This window comes from Pseudomonas sp. X10 (genome assembly GCF_054889225.1).
The window spans coordinates 5,192,644-5,210,004 of record NZ_CM142677.1 but is presented as its reverse complement, the minus strand read 5'-3'; the positions used below and the strand labels follow the sequence as shown (position 1 = coordinate 5,210,004).

The window sequence follows — 17,361 nt, the reverse complement described above, 5'->3', positions numbered from 1 at the left end:
CAATTGTTGTACGAAAAATCTGACGAGGTGCAACTTCGGACGAAAAATGGTTGCACCTAGTTCGCGTTGTTGCATAGGATGCGCCGCCTGGGTGCAACCTTTTCTGGGTTGCTGCTACATAAAAACAAACGCCAGGGCACAACAATGGGTGCAAGTAATCCAATCACGATCACCTTCGTGATCTACATCGCGGCAATGGTACTGATCGGCTTCGTGGCCTATCGCTCCACCAAGAACCTTTCCGACTACATCCTTGGCGGACGTAGCCTGGGCAGTGTGGTCACCGCGCTTTCGGCCGGTGCTTCGGACATGAGCGGCTGGTTGCTGATGGGCCTGCCGGGCGCCATCTACATGTCGGGCCTTTCGGAGGCCTGGATCGCCATCGGCCTGACCATCGGGGCCTACCTGAACTGGGTCTTCGTCGCCGGCCGCCTGCGTGTGCAGACCGAGCACAACGGTGACGCGCTGACGCTGCCGGACTACTTCACCAGCCGTTTCGAAGACAAGAGCGGCCTGCTGCGGATCATCTCTGCCATCGTCATCCTGGTGTTCTTCACCATTTATTGCGCTTCCGGCATCGTCGCCGGCGCCCGCTTGTTCGAAAGCACCTTCGGCATGTCCTACGAGACCGCATTGTGGGCTGGCGCCGCGGCAACCATCGCCTACACCTTCGTCGGTGGCTTCCTGGCGGTGAGCTGGACCGACACCGTGCAGGCCTCGCTGATGATCTTCGCGCTGATCCTGACGCCGGTCATCGTGCTGATCGCCACTGGCGGTTTCGACACCACCCTCCTCGCCATCGAGGCGCAGAACCCGGCGAACTTCGACATGCTCAAAGGCGCCACCTTCATCGGCATCATCTCGCTGATGGGTTGGGGCCTGGGCTACTTCGGCCAGCCGCACATCCTGGCACGCTTCATGGCCGCCGACTCGGTGAAGTCGATCGCCAATGCCCGCCGCATCTCTATGACCTGGATGATCCTGTGCCTGGCCGGCACCTGCGCCGTTGGCTTCTTCGGTATCGCCTACTTCTCGGCCAACCCTGACCTGGCCGGCCCTGTCACCGAGAACCACGAGCGGGTGTTCATCGAACTGGCGAAGATTCTCTTCAACCCATGGGTTGCCGGTGTGCTGTTGTCGGCCATCCTGGCAGCGGTCATGAGTACCTTGAGTTGCCAGTTGCTGGTTTGCTCCAGCGCCCTGACCGAGGACTTCTACAAGGCCTTCCTGCGCAAGAACGCCTCCCAGGTAGAGCTGGTATGGGTCGGCCGCCTGATGGTGCTGGCTGTCGCACTGATCGCCATCGCCTTGGCCGCCAATCCGGAAAACCGCGTGCTGGGCTTGGTAGCCTACGCTTGGGCTGGCTTCGGTGCAGCCTTTGGCCCCGTCGTGCTGATCTCGGTACTGTGGAAGGGCATGACCCGTAACGGCGCGCTGGCCGGTATCGTAGTCGGCGCGGTAACCGTGATCCTGTGGAAGCAGTTTGACACCTTGGGTCTGTACGAAATCATCCCGGGTTTCCTCTTCGCTAGCCTGGCGATCATCGTGGTCAGCAAGCTGGGCCGTCCAACCACTGACATGGTTTCGCGCTTCGAAAGCGCAGACGCGGCTTACCACGCCGGCAAGTGATGTATCGCTGAGCCTTGCCTGAAACGGCCCGCGTCTCTCTGAGGCGCGGGCCGTTGTCGTTTCGGCAGGCATCACCTGACGGCCGCGGCGCGACAGGGTAAACTTCCCGGCCTTGCAGGAGTTGCCATGAACTATCGTCACGCCTTCCACGCCGGCAACCACGCCGACGTCTTCAAACACCTTGTGCTGACCCGGCTGATCGCCCTGATGTCACGCAAGGAGCAGCCATTCGCCTACCTCGACACGCATGCCGGGCTGGGCCTGTACGACCTGCAGGGCGACCAGGCGACGCGCACCGGTGAGTACCTGGATGGCGTCGCTCGGCTCTGGGGGCGCGATGATCTGCCGGCGATCACCGCCGACTACCTGCGCATCATCAAGCGCCTCAATCCCGAGGGGGAGTTGCGCTACTACCCGGGCTCGCCGGAGCTGGCGCGGCGCCTGATGCGTCAGCAGGACCGCGTACTGCTTAACGAGAAGCATCCCGAGGATGGGCGTCTGCTCAAGGAGAACATGAAGAAGGATCCGCGGGTGGCGGTACACCTGGGCGAGGGCTGGCATGTTCCACGGGCGCTCTTGCCGGTGCAGGAAAAGCGCGCGGTGATGCTGATCGATCCGCCATTCGAGCAGGCCGACGAGCTCAAGCGTTGCAGTCAGGCCGTGAAAGAGGCGGTCGGTCGTATGCGCCAGACCGTCGCGGCCATCTGGTACCCAATCAAGGATCAGCGCCAATTGGTGCGTTTCTACCAGGACCTGACCAGCACCGGCGCGCCAAAACTGCTACGGGTGGAACTGTATGTGCACCCCCAGGACAGCCCCCAGGGGCTCAATGGCTCCGGCCTGGCCATCGCCAACCCGCCGTGGGGCCTGGAAGACGAGCTGCGCGAGTTGCTGCCGTGGTTGTCCCAGGTGCTGGCCCAGACCCAGGGCAGCTGGCGCATGGATTGGTTGATCGCCGAGTAACGGCGCCCTGCCTGGCTGTAGCGGGCAAACCCGCTACAGGGGGAGCGGCTCGTCTCCCCGCAGCCATCACGCCCGCCCCGCTTTGCGTTATAATCCCGCTCTTTCGCTGCCGTCCGCCCAATGGGGCCGAGGCGCATTTTTACCGAATGAAGAGGCTAGACCCTTGGCATTGACGATTCTTGGCCTGTCCGGCGCCCTTAGCCATGATCCTTCCGCGGCCCTGTACATCGACGGCAAACTGATTGCCGCCGCTGAAGAAGAGCGCTTCGTGCGTGACAAGCACGCGAAGAACCGCATGCCCTACGAATCGGCGAAGTTCTGTCTGGAGCAGGCCGGCATCAAGCCGTCGGACGTCGACGTGGTGGCCATTCCCTTCGCACCGATCAGCCTGTTCGGCAAGGCCCGCTGGCACTACGCCAAGCGTTACTGGTACGCCCCGGACCGCGCCCTTGACGCGATCCTGATGGGCAACCGCCGCTACAAGCGCTACCGCAAGAAGATCGTCTGGTGCCTGGAGCAACTGGGCTTCGATCCGAAGAAGATAAAGATCGAGCCGGTCGAGCACCATCTGGCGCACGCTTCCAGCGCCTACCACTGCTCGGGCTTCAAGGAAAAGACTGCGATCCTCGGCATCGACGGCAAGGGCGAGTACGCCACCACCTTCTTTGGCTATGGCGAGAACGGCAAGATCCACAAGATCAAGGAGTTCTTCGATCCAGACTCTCTGGGCGGCCTGTATGGCGCGATCACTGAGTTCCTCGGCTTCGAGATGCTCGACGGCGAATTCAAGGTCATGGGCATGGCGCCTTACGGCGATGCGAGCAAGTACGACTTCTCGCGCCTGGCCAGTTTCGAGAACGGTGAACTGGTGATCAACACCGAGTACGCCAACGTCATCGGCCTGCGCCGTTACAAGGAGAAGGGCAAGGGGTTCTACTTCTCGCCCAAGCTGATCGAGTGGCTGGGCCCCAAGCGTGAAGGCGACATCGCTGACGAGCCTTACATCCATTACGCAGCGAGCATGCAGGCGCTGTTCGAGAAGCTGGCCTTGCAGATGATCGACCACTACCTGGGCGATATCCTCAAGGAGACCGGCAAGCTGGCCTTTGCCGGCGGCTGCGCGCTGAACGTCAAGCTGAACCAGAAGATCATTGCTCGTCCCGATCTCAAGGAGCTGTTCGTCCAGCCGGCTTCCGGCGACGCCGGCACCGCGGTCGGTGCGGCAGCCTACGTTTCCCATGCCCGCGGTGTGCCGGTGGAGAAGATGGAGCACGTCTACCTCGGCCCGTCCTATTCCAACGAGGATGTGATCGCCGCCTGTGCCCGTCATCCGAGCCAACCGAAATGGCGCAAGATCGACGACATGCCGCAGCGCATCGCTAAGATCATGGTCGACGGCAATCCGGTGGCCTGGTTCCAGGGCCGCATGGAGTTCGGCCCGCGTGCCCTGGGTGGTCGTTCGATCATCGGTTGCCCGAGCGTGCCGGGTGTGGCCGACCGTATCAACGAACAGATCAAGTTCCGTGAGCGCTGGAGGCCGTTCTGCCCGTCGATGCTCGACACCGTCGGCCCGCAGATGATCAAGGTCGACCACCCGGCGCCATTCATGACCTTCACCTTCGAAGTCGCCGAAGAGTGGAAGACCCGTGTGCCGGAAGTGGTCCACGAAGACGGCACCTCGCGTGCCCAAGTGCTCAAGCGCGAATACAACCCGCGCTACTACGACATGATGAAGGCGCTGGAAGACCTGACTGGCAACGGCGTGTCGCTGAACACCTCGCTGAACCGCCGTGGCGAGCCGATGATCTGCTCGCCGACCGACGCGCTGAACATGTTCTTCGGTTCCGACCTGCAGTACCTGATCATGGAAGACATCCTGGTCGTCAAGGATGGCGCGGAGCTGTATGACCAGCCGCTCTGAACCGCGCATCCTGCAGTTCTGCCACGGCTATGACGGGCCTTTTCTCGATTGCGCCCGTCAGTACGCCAGCCTGTTCGCAGGCAGCGGGTACAAGGTCACCACGGTGTTCCTCACCGGCGCCGCGGACTCGCAGGTGGCGGCTGGCTGCTCCTCGGATGAGGTGTTGTTCCTGGAGTTCAGTTCCAAGGCCGTGCGCGGCCTGAAGCTGGGGGCGATCCGCGCCTTGCGGCGGATCGCCGCCGAGCGCCATTTCAGTTTCTGCATCGCCCACCGCTTCAAGCCGATCTATATCGCGCTGCTCGGCACTGGCTTGCCGGTGATCGGCGTGCACCATGCCTTCGGCGATTATGAGCGGCCGGGTCGCCGTCTGTTCGCCAATCTGTTCCGCAAGCGCCTGAGCCTGCTCGGGGTGTCGGACGCGGTGCGTGATGACATGCGCCGGTGCTTGCCGCAGTGGCCCGCCGAGCGCATCCAGACCCTGTACAACCGTATCGATGTCAGCGCCCTGCAGGCCAGCCTGGTGCCACGGGACGAGGCACGTGTGGCGTTGGGCCTTGAGCCTCAGGCGTGGATCGTCGGCAACGTCGGCCGCCTGCATCCGGACAAGGACCAGGCCACTCTGTTGCGTGGTTTCGCCCAGGCGCTACCAGGGCTGCCGGCTGGCGCCCGCCTGGCGTTGCTGGGCAAGGGGCGGTTGGAAGGTTCGCTCAAGTCCCTCGCCGCTGAACTGGGCATCGCCGGGCAGGTGGACTTTCTCGGCCAGGTGCCGGATGCCCGCCGTTACTTCCAGGCCTTCGACGTGTTTGCCTTGAGCTCCGACCACGAGCCGTTCGGCATGGTCTTGCTGGAGGCGATGGTCGCGGGCGTGCCGGTGCTGGCCACTGCTTGTGGTGGTGCCCGCGAAGTGGTCGAGGGTGTCGGTGTGCTCTTTCCGCTGGGAGATGCCGGACAGCTGGCCCAGGGCCTGCAGCACATGGCCGCGCTAGACGGGGTCCAGCGCGAAGCCTGTGCCGCGCACATGCTGCAGCGGCTGCATGAGCGTTTCTCCGACCAGGCCGTGCGCGATGCCTTCTGGCAGTTGCCGCAGGTGCGTGCGCTGGTGGCGGAGGCTTGATGCTCAATCATCTTCAAGGCTGGCGCGAGCGTGGCTGGACAGCCATCGACGCGAGCGCCTACGCCGAGGCCTGGCAGCGTTTTGGCGGCAGTGTCGCGACCCATCCGTTAGTGGTCGAGCAGTTGGCTGACCTTGCGCAGATCCCGGTGCGCTACCTGGGCTGGCAGCAGGGCGGCGAGCTCAAGGCCGCGATCCCGACCTGGGGGCGTTACCTGGCGTTGTCCAAGGACGTGCTCAAGCGCCACGGCAAGAAAGGCCTGTTCGACCTCGGTAATGCCGAGTTGATCTTGCCGGCTGCCGCCGATGCGGGCGCGCCGCTGCGCCATGCCGGGCGTTACCTGTCGGAGCTGAACCAGGGGCGTTTCGAGGGCCTCAAGGCTCAGAGTGAGCAATTGGCAATGGCCCGGGCCCATGAGGACCTGTCCAAGAAATTCCGCTACAACCAGCGCCGCGAGTTGCGCCTGCTGGAAGAGGCGGGCGGGCAGGTGCGCCCGGTCAGTGACTTTTCCGCCGCCGAGATGGCGGCCATGTACTGCGACCTGTTCCAGCGTCGTTGGGGCTTCCCAGCCACTGGTGCGGCGCGTATGGCCGAGGTGTTGGAGCGCCTGCGCGAGCTGCTGATTGGCTCGGTGCTGTTCCTTGATGGAGCGCCCATTGCCATTCAGTTGGTGTATCGGGTCGAGGCACCGGAGTGGATCAGCGTCGAGTACGTCAACGGTGGTGTCGACCCGGAGACCAAGGCTTTCAGTCCAGGCAGCGTGCTCAGCTTCCTCAATACCCAAGCAGCTTGGGAGGACGCGCGCGCGCGCAACAAACCATTGCGGTTCTCCTTCGGTCGTGCCGATCGCGAATACAAGGACCGTTGGTGCAACCCCGTTCCGGTGTTCCAGGTGTGAGCCGCAAGCAGCAGTTGCTCAAGCGCCATCGGCGCAACAAGCGCTTGGGCCTGTTGCTGGGCCTGATGCTGTTGCTCGTACTGGGTGTCGCGGTGCAGTGGTGGCTGCCGCTGCTGTTGCTACCTCTGCTCTGGGCTGCTCATGAGGCCTGGTTCGCCGATCATCTGTTCTATGCGCCGGGCGAGGACTATCAATACCGTTTCGGTGACGAGGCGCGGGCTGTGCCGCTCGTCCTGCATGACGGTACCTTGCAGACCAGTACGCCGCTGTCGCTCGAAGGCGATGAAACCCTGGTCCTGGAGATTGGGGTGAAGAGCGGCTGGCTGGGGCGTTTCATCGACCCGGTCGTCGAACTGATCAGTGACCAGGCCAGCGACCGGCAAACATTCGAACGCGGTGTTTCTGGTACGCGCTTTCTCAATCTCACTGGCTTGGCCGCACCGTTGATAGCAGGGCGCTTGCGCGTGCGTGGGCGCCATTGCCGGCTGCTGGGGGAGCCTCGCCTGTGGATCGCCCCCGGCGTCGCGCTGGGCCAGCGCCGGGTCATGGTGATCGCACCCCATGCCGACGACGCTGAGTTGGCGGCCTACGGGCTCTACAGCCAGGCCGAAGAGACTTGGGTGGTGACCCTGACCGCTGGCGAGATCGAGGCCGAACATTACCAGCGGATGGGCATGGACAAGGTCGAGGCTGCCCGCCTGAAAGGCCGCCTGCGGGCCTGGGACAGCATCGCCGTACCGCGTTGGGCCGGGGTGCCGGAGTCGCGTTGCGTGCAACTGGGCTACTTCTGTCTGCAATTGCCGGCCATGCTGGCAGCGCCTGACCAGCCCGTGCCCTCGCGCGAAGCGGACATGACAGACATCCGCCCCTTCCGCTGTTTCAATCCCTTCCCGTTGCCGGGCGACGCCAACGGTGCGCCAACCTGGAACAACCTGCTGGCAGACCTGCGTGCCTTGCTGGTGCAGGCGCGGCCGCATGTCCTGGTGATGCCGCACCCCCAGCTCGACCCGCACCCGGACCATATCTGTGCTCATACCGCTGTGCTCGAAGCCTTGCAGGGGCTGGAATGGCAACCTGAAACCCTGCTGTGCTACGCCAACCACCTGCATGACAACGACCGCTGGCCGATGGGTGACAGTGGCGATGGCGTGGCCCTGCCACCACAGATGAGTGACGAGGACGCTTGGGCTCCCTGCAGCCTGGTACTGGCCCTGCCGACCCAACGTGACAAGGCGATGGCCCTGGGCATGATGCACGACCTGCAGCCGCCTGCACCCTTCAAGCGCCGCTTGCGCCGCTGGCTGCAGCGCTGGCTGGCCGGTCGTCGTCCATCGCCTTATGGAGAGAACGAATTCTTCCGCAAGGCGGTGCGTCGGCATGAACTGTTCTGGCGTCGTGAACTCTGATCGCGATGAATGTTTGAGCGCAGCGGCGCCAAGTGCCCAAGGAAAGCAATGAAAGTCCTATTTCTGGTGCAGAAGGAACAACGGGCGATTCTCGACCGCCTCTACGATGGCGTCGCAGCCCATTGCGACTGCGACCTGCGCTGGCTGAGCAGTGAAGACCAGCGCAACCTGCGCCGCTACTTCAAGCGCGAAGTCGATGTCGAGCAGTATGATCGGATCGTCTTCTTCCTGCGCTTCAAGCAGGAGATCCGGCAGGCCAGCTTCATCCGCACGGTGCCCAACCTGGTCATCCTCGAGCATGACGCTTACCAGAACTACATCCCGTGCAAGTACACCGGCAAGTTCAGTGCGCACTATCGAAAGCTGCCTTGGGCGAGGGTAATCAGTTCAGGCTATATGGTCAGCGAGCGGCTGCGTCAGGAAGGCTTCGACGCGGTATTCGTACCCAAGGGATATGACGAGCAACTGCTCAGTGACCAAGGTCGTGAGCGGGATATCGAACTGGCATTCGTGGGCAGCACCAAGAGTGTGGCCTACAGTGGCCGCAAGGCTTTGCTCGATGAGCTGGGCCAGGTGGAAAACCTGGTGGTCACCCGTACCAAGTCGGGTGAGGACTACTGCAACACGCTCAACCGCATCCGCTTCTTCGTCAGTGCCGATGTCGGCATGGGCGAATACATGATCAAGAACTTCGAAGCCATGGCCTGTGGTTGCGTGCTTCTGGCCTATGACCAGGGCGAAGAGGAAAACCGCGCACTGGGGTTGCAGGACATGCACAACGTGGTCCTGTACAACAGCATTCCCCAGCTCCAGGAGAAGCTCCAGGTGCTGCGCGCAGACCCGGCAATGGCTGAACGCATTGCTGCCAATGGTCGAGAGCTGGCAGTCACACGCTTCAGTTTTGCCCAGGTGGGTCGTAGCATCGTCGAGTACATGCAGCCCCCTCTGCGGCCGCGCCCTGCGCTGACCGCCTGGCAACGCTTGCGTTTGAGGCTAGGGTTATGACCGACAAAACGCCTGTCCCAAGGACGGGGCTTGAAAGGCTTAAGGCTATGAAGCGGAGGGATCCCGGTGCGCTTCTCTGAAACCAGTGATATCACCTTGGTGGTGACCAGTTGTGGGCGTTTTGATCTGCTCAAGGAAACGTTGGAAAGTTTCGACCGCTTCAACACCGCGCCCGTTCGCGAGGTCTTCATTACTGAGGACTCCGGCGATGAGGCGGTGCATGGGGCTGTGCCGGAACACTGGAAGCCTTATTGCAGGGTGTTCGTCAACAACCCGAAGCTTGGTCAACTGGCTTCGATCGACTTGGCCTATGGGCAGGTCAAGACGCCGTACATCTTCCACTGTGAAGATGACTGGAGATTCTACCGGCCCGGGTTCGTCGAGGATTCGCGGGCAATCCTGGAGGTCAGCCCGCACTTGTTGCAGGTCTGGCTACGTAGCTATGCCCATGATCTGGCGGTTCATAGCCCCTACATTCATTTGGGCGAGCGCCAGGTCATCGCGGGTGTCCCCTGCTACGCCGTACTGTCGGAAAAAGCCGATTGGCAGAGCTTCTCTCTGAACCCGGGGCTGCGTCGTCTGAGCGATTATCAGCGTTGTGCTCCATTTGCAGCCTATGCTGGGGAGAAGGCGCTATCCCGACGCTATTCAGAGTTAAACCTGACGGCGGTCAGCCTTGAGGGCGACGCTGTGCTGCACACTGGATTTGGTAATCACGTGACGGTGCCCGAGGAGCGTCAGCGCAAGGCTCGCCGGCGTCAACGTGACAAGATGAAATTGCTGCTTGTGCTGTTGGCGGGAGTAGCCCTTGGTGTAGGTGTTGGCTTTTTTGCAAGTTGAATACAGGCAGGCTATTGGTCAAACAGCTGGGAACAGGGGAGAACTCCCCATGAATATCGTCAACGTTATGTGGGCCGGTGGCGCCGCCTACTGGTCTGTCCACAAGGTCCATCAACAAATTCTTTCCCAGGCTGGTGAAAACATTTCTGTGACCAATTGGTTGCTGCAGGGGCAGAACGTCTGTTGCGCGCTCGGCAATACGCGTGAATGGCATTTGTCCCAACGCCTGCTCAAGGGGCGCCACCTATGGCGTCTGCTCCGGCCCTGGTTGCGCGCGCGGCTGTGTGCAGCTCTGCAGCAGGCTAATGCCCATACCTTGCTGCTCGATGGCCTGGGTGTCGCACGTTTGATGCTGCCAGTGCTGCGAACCATGCCTGAGCTGCGGGCAACGATACTGTTTCACGGTTCAACACGCTTGCATGCCACCGATCTCGACCTGCTGCGCTCCATACCGGCGCAGCGCCTGACGATCGCAGCGGTTTCCTCTACCCTCGCTCATGCCCTGGAGCAGGACATAGGCCGGCCGGTTCAGGCCTTGCGCATTGCCCTGGACCCCTATGCCTTTCAACAGAAACTCAAGCCGGCCAGTGAGGCCCGGCAGGCGCTCGGTCTGTCTGACGATATTGGCCGGGTGATGGGGGCGGTGGGGCGTCTGGTGGAGAGCAAGGGGTTCGATCTCCTGCTGGATGCCTTCGCCAGGGCCGCTGCCCGGCAGCCGGACTTGAGCCTGGTCATTCTGGGTGAAGGTGAATTGCGACAGCATCTGCAGGCTCGGATCGAATCGCTTGGGCTGGCGGAGCGTGTATTTCTGCTTGGCCACCGGGAAGACCTGGCGCAACTGTACCGGGCCTTCGACTGCCTGCTCGTACCCTCGCGCTCCGAGGGGCTCGGGCTGGTGGTGCAGGAGGCGGTGCTTGCCGACGTGCCAGTACTGTGCAGCGACCTGCCGGTATTCCATGAGCAGTTGGGGGATGTGCCGTGTTACCTGCCGATCGATGATGTCGAGGCCTGGGCCTCGGCTATCGAGCAATGCCAGGCGCTTCCAGCCGCGGAACTGGCTGCAGCGCAACGTCGCTCGCTCGCTCCTGAGCGGGGCTGGGAAGCCTTCTGCCAGCGTTCGGCGAGCCTGTTGGGGCGTTAGGGCTCAGCGGCCCAGCAGCGCCTGTTCGAGCTCGGCGAGGGGGAACTGATCGCCGAGCTGTTCCCGGCCAATGTAACGGGCAAAGTGCTGTACGTTGCGTCGTACCATCCGGGGCGACAGCGGCGGTCGCATGAAGCGCATGTCGGCCACGTCGATCAGCCCCATTTGCTGTTCGGGTGTAACGACCACGTTGCCCAGGTGCAATGAACGGAAATAAATCCCCGAACGGTGCAGGTGGCGGATCAGCTCGATCAGCTCGGGCAGGCGTTCCTTCCAACTGAAGCCTGGCGTTCGCGACAATTGCAGCAGGGTCTGGCCGGGCAGCGGGCGGTAGAGCACGGCTGTCTTGCCGGGCGCCTCGAGCTTGTGGTGGCTGATCACTTCGAGTGTCGGAATGCCCAGCTGCGCCAAGCGCATGGCATTGTCGATGAAGCGTTGTGAGTACGGACGAAGCAACGCAGATGAAATCAGACGCTTGCGACGAAAAACCTTGAGGATATTTCCGTCCTTGAGCAGGTAGACTTTGGCGCCGTAGCTATCTGCTTCAAGAACCTTGGCGCCGAGTGTCAGCTGATCGAAGTCGACCTGGGAGAGCCGGGAGCATTGCATGAGTAGGGCCTTGTCTTCTGGGCAAGCAAAATGACCGGCAATAATGCCGAAAACTATACGAATACACCATGACGGTATCCGTTTGATTGACTGGGGGAAGGGATGTTGTATGAAAGACGCTGGGCGCAAGTCTGGCTGGCCTTTGGTTTTGTCTGGTTTCTTGGGGCTATTGCTCTGGCGCCGAGCAACAAGATTTACCAGCAAGGGCTGATACTCTTCCTCTGGCTACCGACGCTGGTGCTGGCATGGTCAGCCCGGCAGGTGTTCATCGATGCCTGGCGGCGTCAGCCTGCTTTATGGTTGAGCGTGGCACTGTTGCTGGGCTGGAGCGCATTGACCCTGGCTTGGTCCTCCACTGAGGAAGGGCCGCGCGAGGGCAAGCGCCTGCTGTACATCCTGCTGTTCCTCCTGGCCTTTCCGCTTTTGGCGCAGCTTGGCGCCGTGCAGACCCGGCGGCTGCTCTGGCTGGGCGGTATCGCCCTAGGTGTGGCGGCACTGATTTCGATCATTCACTACTATGGCGTGCTCGCATTTCCCCTGAGTGCCCGCCTGGAGGGGATAGGCGAGATTTCCCACCCGATCCTGGGGGCCTACGTCATTGGCGTAGCGATCATCTGGCTGTTGCACGACTGGCCTCGGCAACGTGGGCTTTTCGTCCCTTGGGCCCTGGCCCTGGCCTGCCTGGGGCTTTTCGTGGTGATGAGCCAGAGCCGTGGTGCCGCCCTGGCGCTGGTGATCACTCTTCTGCTGACTCCGCTGTGGTGCCGGGACTGGCGTAGCTGCCTGGTCGCCGGGGGGGCGCTGGTGGCCACCGGGGTGGCGTTCCTGCTGATGTATGACCTGATCATGCTGCGTGGCTCGTCGTACCGGCCGGAAATCTTCCAGTCGTCCCTGCACATGATTGCCCAGCATCCATGGGGCGGCCTGGGGCTCGGTGCTTTCTACCGTGTCGAGGCGGTGGGCAAGGTGTTCGACCACACTCACAACATGTTCACCCATGTCACCATCGAACTAGGCCTGCCCGGTATGCTGCTCTGGCTGTCTGTCTGGTTATGTGCTCTGCGCGAGATCTGGCGTGCACGTGCCACGGCTTTCGGCAAGGCCCTGTTGGGCGTTTGGGTGTACTCGACCCTGGCCATGCAGTTCGATGCCGCCAGCCTGACCGGAACCCCGCGTGCTGAGTGGTTCGTCAGTTGGCTGCCGGTCGGGCTGGCCCTCATGTTGGCCTGGAGGCCTGCCGAGGACCAAGGCTGTGGTAAAATTTCCGGTTCCACCTGAATAGCGAGCTCGATGATGGCTGAAACACCGCTAGCGGCGGAGCAGAACTCCAGCCTGAAGATCTACTTCCGGCTGCTGAGCTATGTGAAACCCTATGTAGGCATTTTCCTGCTCAGTATCCTGGGCTTCGTGATCTTTGCCTCGACCCAGCCGATGTTGGCCGGGATCCTCAAGTACTTCGTCGATGGCCTGAGCAACCCGCAGGCTGTGCTATTTCCCGATGTGCCTTACCTGCGCGACCTGCAACTGCTGCAGGCAGTGCCGCTGCTGATCATCCTGATCGCCGCCTGGCAAGGGCTTGGGTCTTTCCTGGGCAACTACTTCCTGGCCAAGGTTTCCCTGAGCCTGGTGCACGACCTGCGCGTTGAATTGTTCAACAAGCTGCTGGTCCTGCCCAATCGCTACTTCGACAACCACAACTCCGGTCACCTGATCTCGAGGATTACCTTCAACGTCACCATGGTCACCGGTGCTGCCACCGATGCGATCAAGGTGGTGATCCGTGAAGGCCTGACCGTGGTCTTCCTGTTTGCCTACCTGCTGTGGATGAACTGGAAGCTGACGTTGGTGATGGTCGCCATCCTGCCGGTCATCGCCTTGATGGTCAGTACTGCCAGCAAGAAATTCCGCAAGCAGAGCAAGAAGATCCAGGTGGCCATGGGCGACGTGACTCATGTCGCCTCCGAGACCATCCAGGGCTACCGCGTGGTGCGCAGCTTTGGTGGCGAGCAGTACGAGGAGCGCCGCTTCTATAACGCTAGTCAGAGCAACACCGACAAGCAGCTGCGCATGACCAAGACCGGCGCAGTCTACACCCCGATGCTGCAACTGGTGATCTACAGCGCCATGGCGGCGTTGATGTTCCTGGTGCTGTTCCTGCGCGGCGATGCCTCCGCCGGTGACCTGGTGGCCTACATTACCGCTGCTGGCCTATTGCCCAAGCCGATTCGCCAGTTATCGGAAGTCAGCTCGACCATCCAGAAAGGCTTGGCCGGTGCCGAGAGCATCTTCGAGCAACTGGACGAAAAACCGGAAGTCGACAAGGGCACGGTGGAAAAGGACCGGGTCGAAGGCCGCCTAGAAGTCCGCAATCTCAGCTTCACGTACCCCGGCACCGAGCGCCAGGTGCTGTCTGATATCAGTTTCACAGCGGAGCCTGGCCAGATGATCGCCCTGGTAGGCCGCTCGGGCAGCGGCAAGTCGACGCTGGCCGGGTTGATCCCGCGCTTTTATCACCATGACCAGGGGCAGATCTTGCTCGATGGCGTGGAAATCGAGCAGTACCGCCTGCGCAACCTGCGGCGCCATGTTGCCCAGGTGACCCAGCACGTCACCCTGTTCAACGACACCGTGGCCAACAACATCGCCTATGGTGACCTGGCCGGCGCCCCGCGCGAGGCAATCGAGGCCGCTGCGGCGGACGCCTATGCCAAGGACTTCGTCGACCAGTTGCCCAAGGGCTTCGATACCGAAGTCGGGGAAAACGGCGTGCTGCTGTCCGGTGGCCAGCGCCAGCGCCTGGCGATTGCGCGGGCTCTGCTGAAGAACGCGCCGTTGTTGATCCTGGACGAGGCGACTTCAGCCCTGGATACCGAGTCGGAGCGTCATATCCAGGCCGCCTTGGACCATGTGATGGAAGGCCGCACGACCCTGGTGATCGCCCACCGCCTGTCGACCATCGAGAAAGCCGACATGATCCTGGTGATGGACCAGGGTCGTCTGGTGGAGCGCGGCACCCATGCCGAGCTGCTCGAGGCTAATGGCCATTATGCCAAGCTGCATGCCATGGGCCTGGACGAGCCGGCCAAGGCCGACATCACCTGAGTCCATGCGAACCGGGGCCTTGATGGCCCCGATTGTTTCCCGGGATGACTGTCGGCCACCGTGGCAATAAAGCCGTCGCTTGGCCTGTGCTAATATCCTGCCCCTGTTAAATTTTCCATATGGGTTGCCCATGAAGTTGTCCATGCCGCGTTTCGATCAAGCCCCGGTTCTGGTGGTCGGCGATGTCATGCTCGACCGCTACTGGCATGGCGGTACGTCCCGGATCTCGCCTGAAGCGCCAGTGCCGGTGGTCAGGGTCGAACAGATCGAGGATCGTCCCGGCGGTGCGGCCAACGTCGCCTTGAACATCGCCGCGCTGGGAGCGCCGGCAGCGTTGGTCGGCGTTACCGGCCAGGATGAAGCCGCCGAGAGCCTGGCCAACAGCCTGCACGCCGCCGGTGTGCGCTCGGTGTTCCAGCGCATCGCGCATCAGCCGACCATCGTCAAGCTGCGGGTCATGAGCCGACACCAGCAACTGCTGCGCATCGATTTCGAAGAACCCTTCGCCACCGACCCACTGTCCCTGGGGGCCGAGGTCGATACCTTGCTCGATGGAGTCAAGGTGCTGGTCCTCTCGGACTATGGCAAAGGTGCCCTGAGGAACCATCAGGGCCTGATTCAGGCCGCCCGTGCCAAAGGCATTCCGGTGCTGGCCGATCCCAAGGGCAAGGACTTTTCGGTCTACCGTGGCGCCAGCCTGATCACTCCGAACCTCAACGAGTTCGAGACCATCGTCGGCCGCTGCGCCGATGAGGCTGAGCTGGTGGCCAAGGGCCTGGAGCTGATGCAGGATCTGGAGCTGGGTGCCTTGCTGGTGACCCGGGGCGAACATGGCATGACCTTGCTGCGCCCTGGCCATCCGGCCTTGCACCTGCCAGCACGGGCCCGCGAAGTCTTCGATGTTACGGGGGCCGGTGATACCGTGATTTCCACCCTGGCTGCGGCTATCGCTGCTGGCGAAGAACTGCCCCATGCGGTCGGCCTGGCCAACCTGGCTGCGGGCATCGTGGTCGGCAAACTGGGTACCGCGGCAATCAGCGCCCCCGAGCTTCGCCGGGCGATCCAGCGTGAGGAAGGCTCGGAGCGTGGCGTGCTCAGCCTCGACCAGCTGCTGCTGGCGATCGACGATGCGCGTGCGCATAACGAGAAGATCGTTTTCACCAATGGTTGCTTCGACATCCTCCATGCCGGCCATGTGACCTACCTGGAGCAGGCGCGTGCCCAAGGTGACCGCCTGATCGTCGCGGTCAACGACGACGCCTCGGTCAGCCGTCTGAAAGGACCGGGCCGCCCGATCAACAGTGTTGACCGGCGCATGGCCGTTCTTGCTGGCCTTGGTGCGGTGGACTGGGTCATCAGCTTCCCTGAAGGCACGCCGGAGAACCTGCTGAGCCAGGTCAAGCCCGATGTGCTGGTCAAGGGTGGCGACTATGGCATCGACCAGGTGGTCGGCGCCGATATCGTCAAGGCCTATGGCGGTACTGTGAAGGTGTTGGGGCTGGTCGAGAATAGCTCGACCACGGCCATTGTCGAGAAGATCCGCAAGCACTGAGTTGCCGGGGCAAGTGATGCCTGTGCCGCCCAATCGCAGGCTTCGCCAGCACCCACAGTTCAGCATCGACCGCAGGAATCGAGGTATGTACAGATACTGTGGGGTTGGCTTGTCGGGGCGTCGAACCGCTGCGATTGGGCCGCAAGCGGCCCCGACTTGCCAGCGACTCGAGGGCAAAGCCCTCGTCCGATTACTTGTGCAGTGATGTACGCGCCAACTTCAGCAATTCCCGGGCCTTGCCGGTCAGGCGCCGCAGCCTGGTCTCCGGTTTCGGCTGGGCCAGCCCTTGCTGCCTCAGCCAATCCTTCCAGCGAATTCGCTCTTCCCTGACCACCCATCCTTCCTGTTGGGCGAAGCTCTCGGCCAGGTACAGGCCACGGGTGCTGGCCGGAACCAGCGTGCCCTTCCTCAGGGTGTAGAGTTCGGGCAATGGCCGACCATCTTCCAATGGCATCAGGTACAGGTCCGGGCGCTTGCGGTTGAGCCGGGCGACCAGTTGATCGCCCTCCAGGCGCTCATCAACGTGGAACAGGCTTAGGGACTTGGCTTCCTTGGGCACCTGCAGGCGCAGGTCGTAGATCAGCTGCAGGGAGGCTGTCGGCAGGTGCACATAGGCCTGGGGGCGCTCTAGCAGGGTGAGGTTGCCGCAGTGCACTGGGCGTGCGGCACCGGACTGTGGAGTGAGGATAAAAGGCATGGCTTCGCGGTAGTGCAGGGCGGCAGCATAGGGAGCTGGGAGCCAAGTGTCGTTGAAGCGTCCCCCCAGCCAGCCCTCGGGGGTTTCCAGCAAGCATTCCTCCGCCACTTCCTGGATGGCCGTGTGCAGCGGCAGGTTCAGTTCCTGGGCTGGCACATAACCGGATATCAGCTTGAGTACCACATCACCGCGATCCTGCCGTCGTTGGCGCACCAGCACCCAGTAGTCGCGGTGTTGCCAGTGCAGGGTCAGGCGTACCGAGACCCCTAGGTTGGCCAGTTCGACAACGAAGTGCTGCGTGTCGGCCAGTTGGATTGCCTTGCGCCGCTGCAGGGTCTGGGCGAAGTTCAGTGGCATGCCGATGCTCTGGTAGCTCAGTCCATCGGGGGTGGCTTCGACATGCAGAGGCAGGGTTTTGAAGTTACTCGGGTTCTTGCGGATCAGCGTTCGCGGCACGAGGCTCCTCCTTGCGTTGGGGCGGCCGCG

At 62.3% G+C, this 17,361-nt stretch carries 14 protein-coding genes; 12 read left to right on the top strand and 2 right to left on the bottom strand.

Going from position 1 to position 17,361, the window contains the following annotated elements:
• Positions 1-144: 144 nt before the first annotated feature.
• The 9 genes from putP (at position 145) to ACYU03_RS23665 (ending at position 10,915) form a co-directional block, all read left to right on the top strand.
• Positions 145-1,629 carry a sodium/proline symporter PutP gene (gene putP, locus ACYU03_RS23705; RefSeq protein WP_461887038.1) on the top strand — a complete coding sequence of 495 codons (1,485 nt, stop codon included), beginning with the start codon at positions 145-147 and terminating at the stop codon, positions 1,627-1,629.
• Between the two features lie 126 nt (positions 1,630-1,755).
• On the top strand, positions 1,756-2,592 hold the full coding sequence (locus tag ACYU03_RS23700) for a 23S rRNA (adenine(2030)-N(6))-methyltransferase RlmJ (RefSeq protein WP_461887037.1): 837 nt from the start codon (positions 1,756-1,758) through the stop codon (positions 2,590-2,592).
• Positions 2,593-2,755: 163 nt separating this feature from the next.
• Complete coding sequence (locus tag ACYU03_RS23695) at positions 2,756-4,513, top strand: carbamoyltransferase family protein (protein ID WP_461887036.1); 1,758 nt, start codon at positions 2,756-2,758, stop codon at positions 4,511-4,513.
• Positions 4,497-5,627 carry a glycosyltransferase gene (locus tag ACYU03_RS23690; RefSeq protein ID WP_461887035.1) on the top strand — a complete coding sequence of 377 codons (1,131 nt, stop codon included), beginning with the start codon at positions 4,497-4,499 and terminating at the stop codon, positions 5,625-5,627. Before ACYU03_RS23695 ends, ACYU03_RS23690 begins: the two co-directional genes overlap by 17 nt.
• Positions 5,627-6,523, top strand: coding sequence for an antimicrobial resistance protein Mig-14 (locus ACYU03_RS23685; protein ID WP_461887034.1), 897 nt, complete (start codon positions 5,627-5,629; stop codon positions 6,521-6,523). Before ACYU03_RS23690 ends, ACYU03_RS23685 begins: the two co-directional genes overlap by 1 nt.
• Positions 6,520-7,929, top strand: a complete 1,410-nt coding sequence (locus ACYU03_RS23680; RefSeq protein WP_461891536.1) for a PIG-L deacetylase family protein — start codon at positions 6,520-6,522, stop codon at positions 7,927-7,929. Before ACYU03_RS23685 ends, ACYU03_RS23680 begins: the two co-directional genes overlap by 4 nt.
• 48 nt (positions 7,930-7,977) lie before the next feature.
• Entirely contained in the window at positions 7,978-8,934 is a 957-nt protein-coding gene (locus ACYU03_RS23675) for a glycosyltransferase family protein (protein WP_461887033.1), read from the top strand.
• Positions 8,935-9,000: 66 nt separating this feature from the next.
• On the top strand, positions 9,001-9,774 hold the full coding sequence (locus ACYU03_RS23670) for a glycosyltransferase family 2 protein (RefSeq protein ID WP_461887032.1): 774 nt from the start codon (positions 9,001-9,003) through the stop codon (positions 9,772-9,774).
• Positions 9,775-9,823: 49 nt separating this feature from the next.
• The gene (locus tag ACYU03_RS23665) at positions 9,824-10,915 is read left to right on the top strand and encodes a glycosyltransferase (protein WP_461887031.1); all 1,092 of its coding nucleotides are present in this window, start codon (positions 9,824-9,826) and stop codon (positions 10,913-10,915) included.
• A 3-nt stretch (positions 10,916-10,918) separates the two neighbouring features.
• On the opposite strand, the gene ACYU03_RS23660 is transcribed toward ACYU03_RS23665, so the two are convergent.
• The gene (locus tag ACYU03_RS23660; RefSeq protein WP_461887030.1) at positions 10,919-11,524 is read right to left on the bottom strand and encodes a BUD32 family EKC/KEOPS complex subunit; all 606 of its coding nucleotides are present in this window, start codon (positions 11,522-11,524) and stop codon (positions 10,919-10,921) included.
• A gap of 102 nt (positions 11,525-11,626) precedes the next feature.
• On the opposite strand from ACYU03_RS23660, the gene ACYU03_RS23655 reads away from it, so the two are divergent.
• From ACYU03_RS23655 to hldE, 3 genes are all read left to right on the top strand, one after another.
• Positions 11,627-12,802: an O-antigen ligase family protein gene (locus ACYU03_RS23655; RefSeq protein ID WP_461887029.1), complete on the top strand. Its 1,176-nt coding sequence runs from the start codon at positions 11,627-11,629 to the stop codon at positions 12,800-12,802.
• 15 nt (positions 12,803-12,817) lie between these two features.
• Entirely contained in the window at positions 12,818-14,626 is a 1,809-nt protein-coding gene (gene msbA, locus ACYU03_RS23650; protein ID WP_461891535.1) for a lipid A export permease/ATP-binding protein MsbA, read from the top strand.
• 130 nt (positions 14,627-14,756) lie between these two features.
• Positions 14,757-16,178: a bifunctional D-glycero-beta-D-manno-heptose-7-phosphate kinase/D-glycero-beta-D-manno-heptose 1-phosphate adenylyltransferase HldE gene (gene hldE, locus ACYU03_RS23645; RefSeq protein ID WP_461887028.1), complete on the top strand. Its 1,422-nt coding sequence runs from the start codon at positions 14,757-14,759 to the stop codon at positions 16,176-16,178.
• A 190-nt stretch (positions 16,179-16,368) separates the two neighbouring features.
• Here the strand turns inward: hldE and ACYU03_RS23640 are convergent, their stop codons facing one another.
• Positions 16,369-17,331, bottom strand: a complete 963-nt coding sequence (locus ACYU03_RS23640; protein ID WP_461887027.1) for a metal ABC transporter ATPase — start codon at positions 17,329-17,331, stop codon at positions 16,369-16,371.
• Between the last annotated feature and the right edge of the window lie 30 nt (positions 17,332-17,361).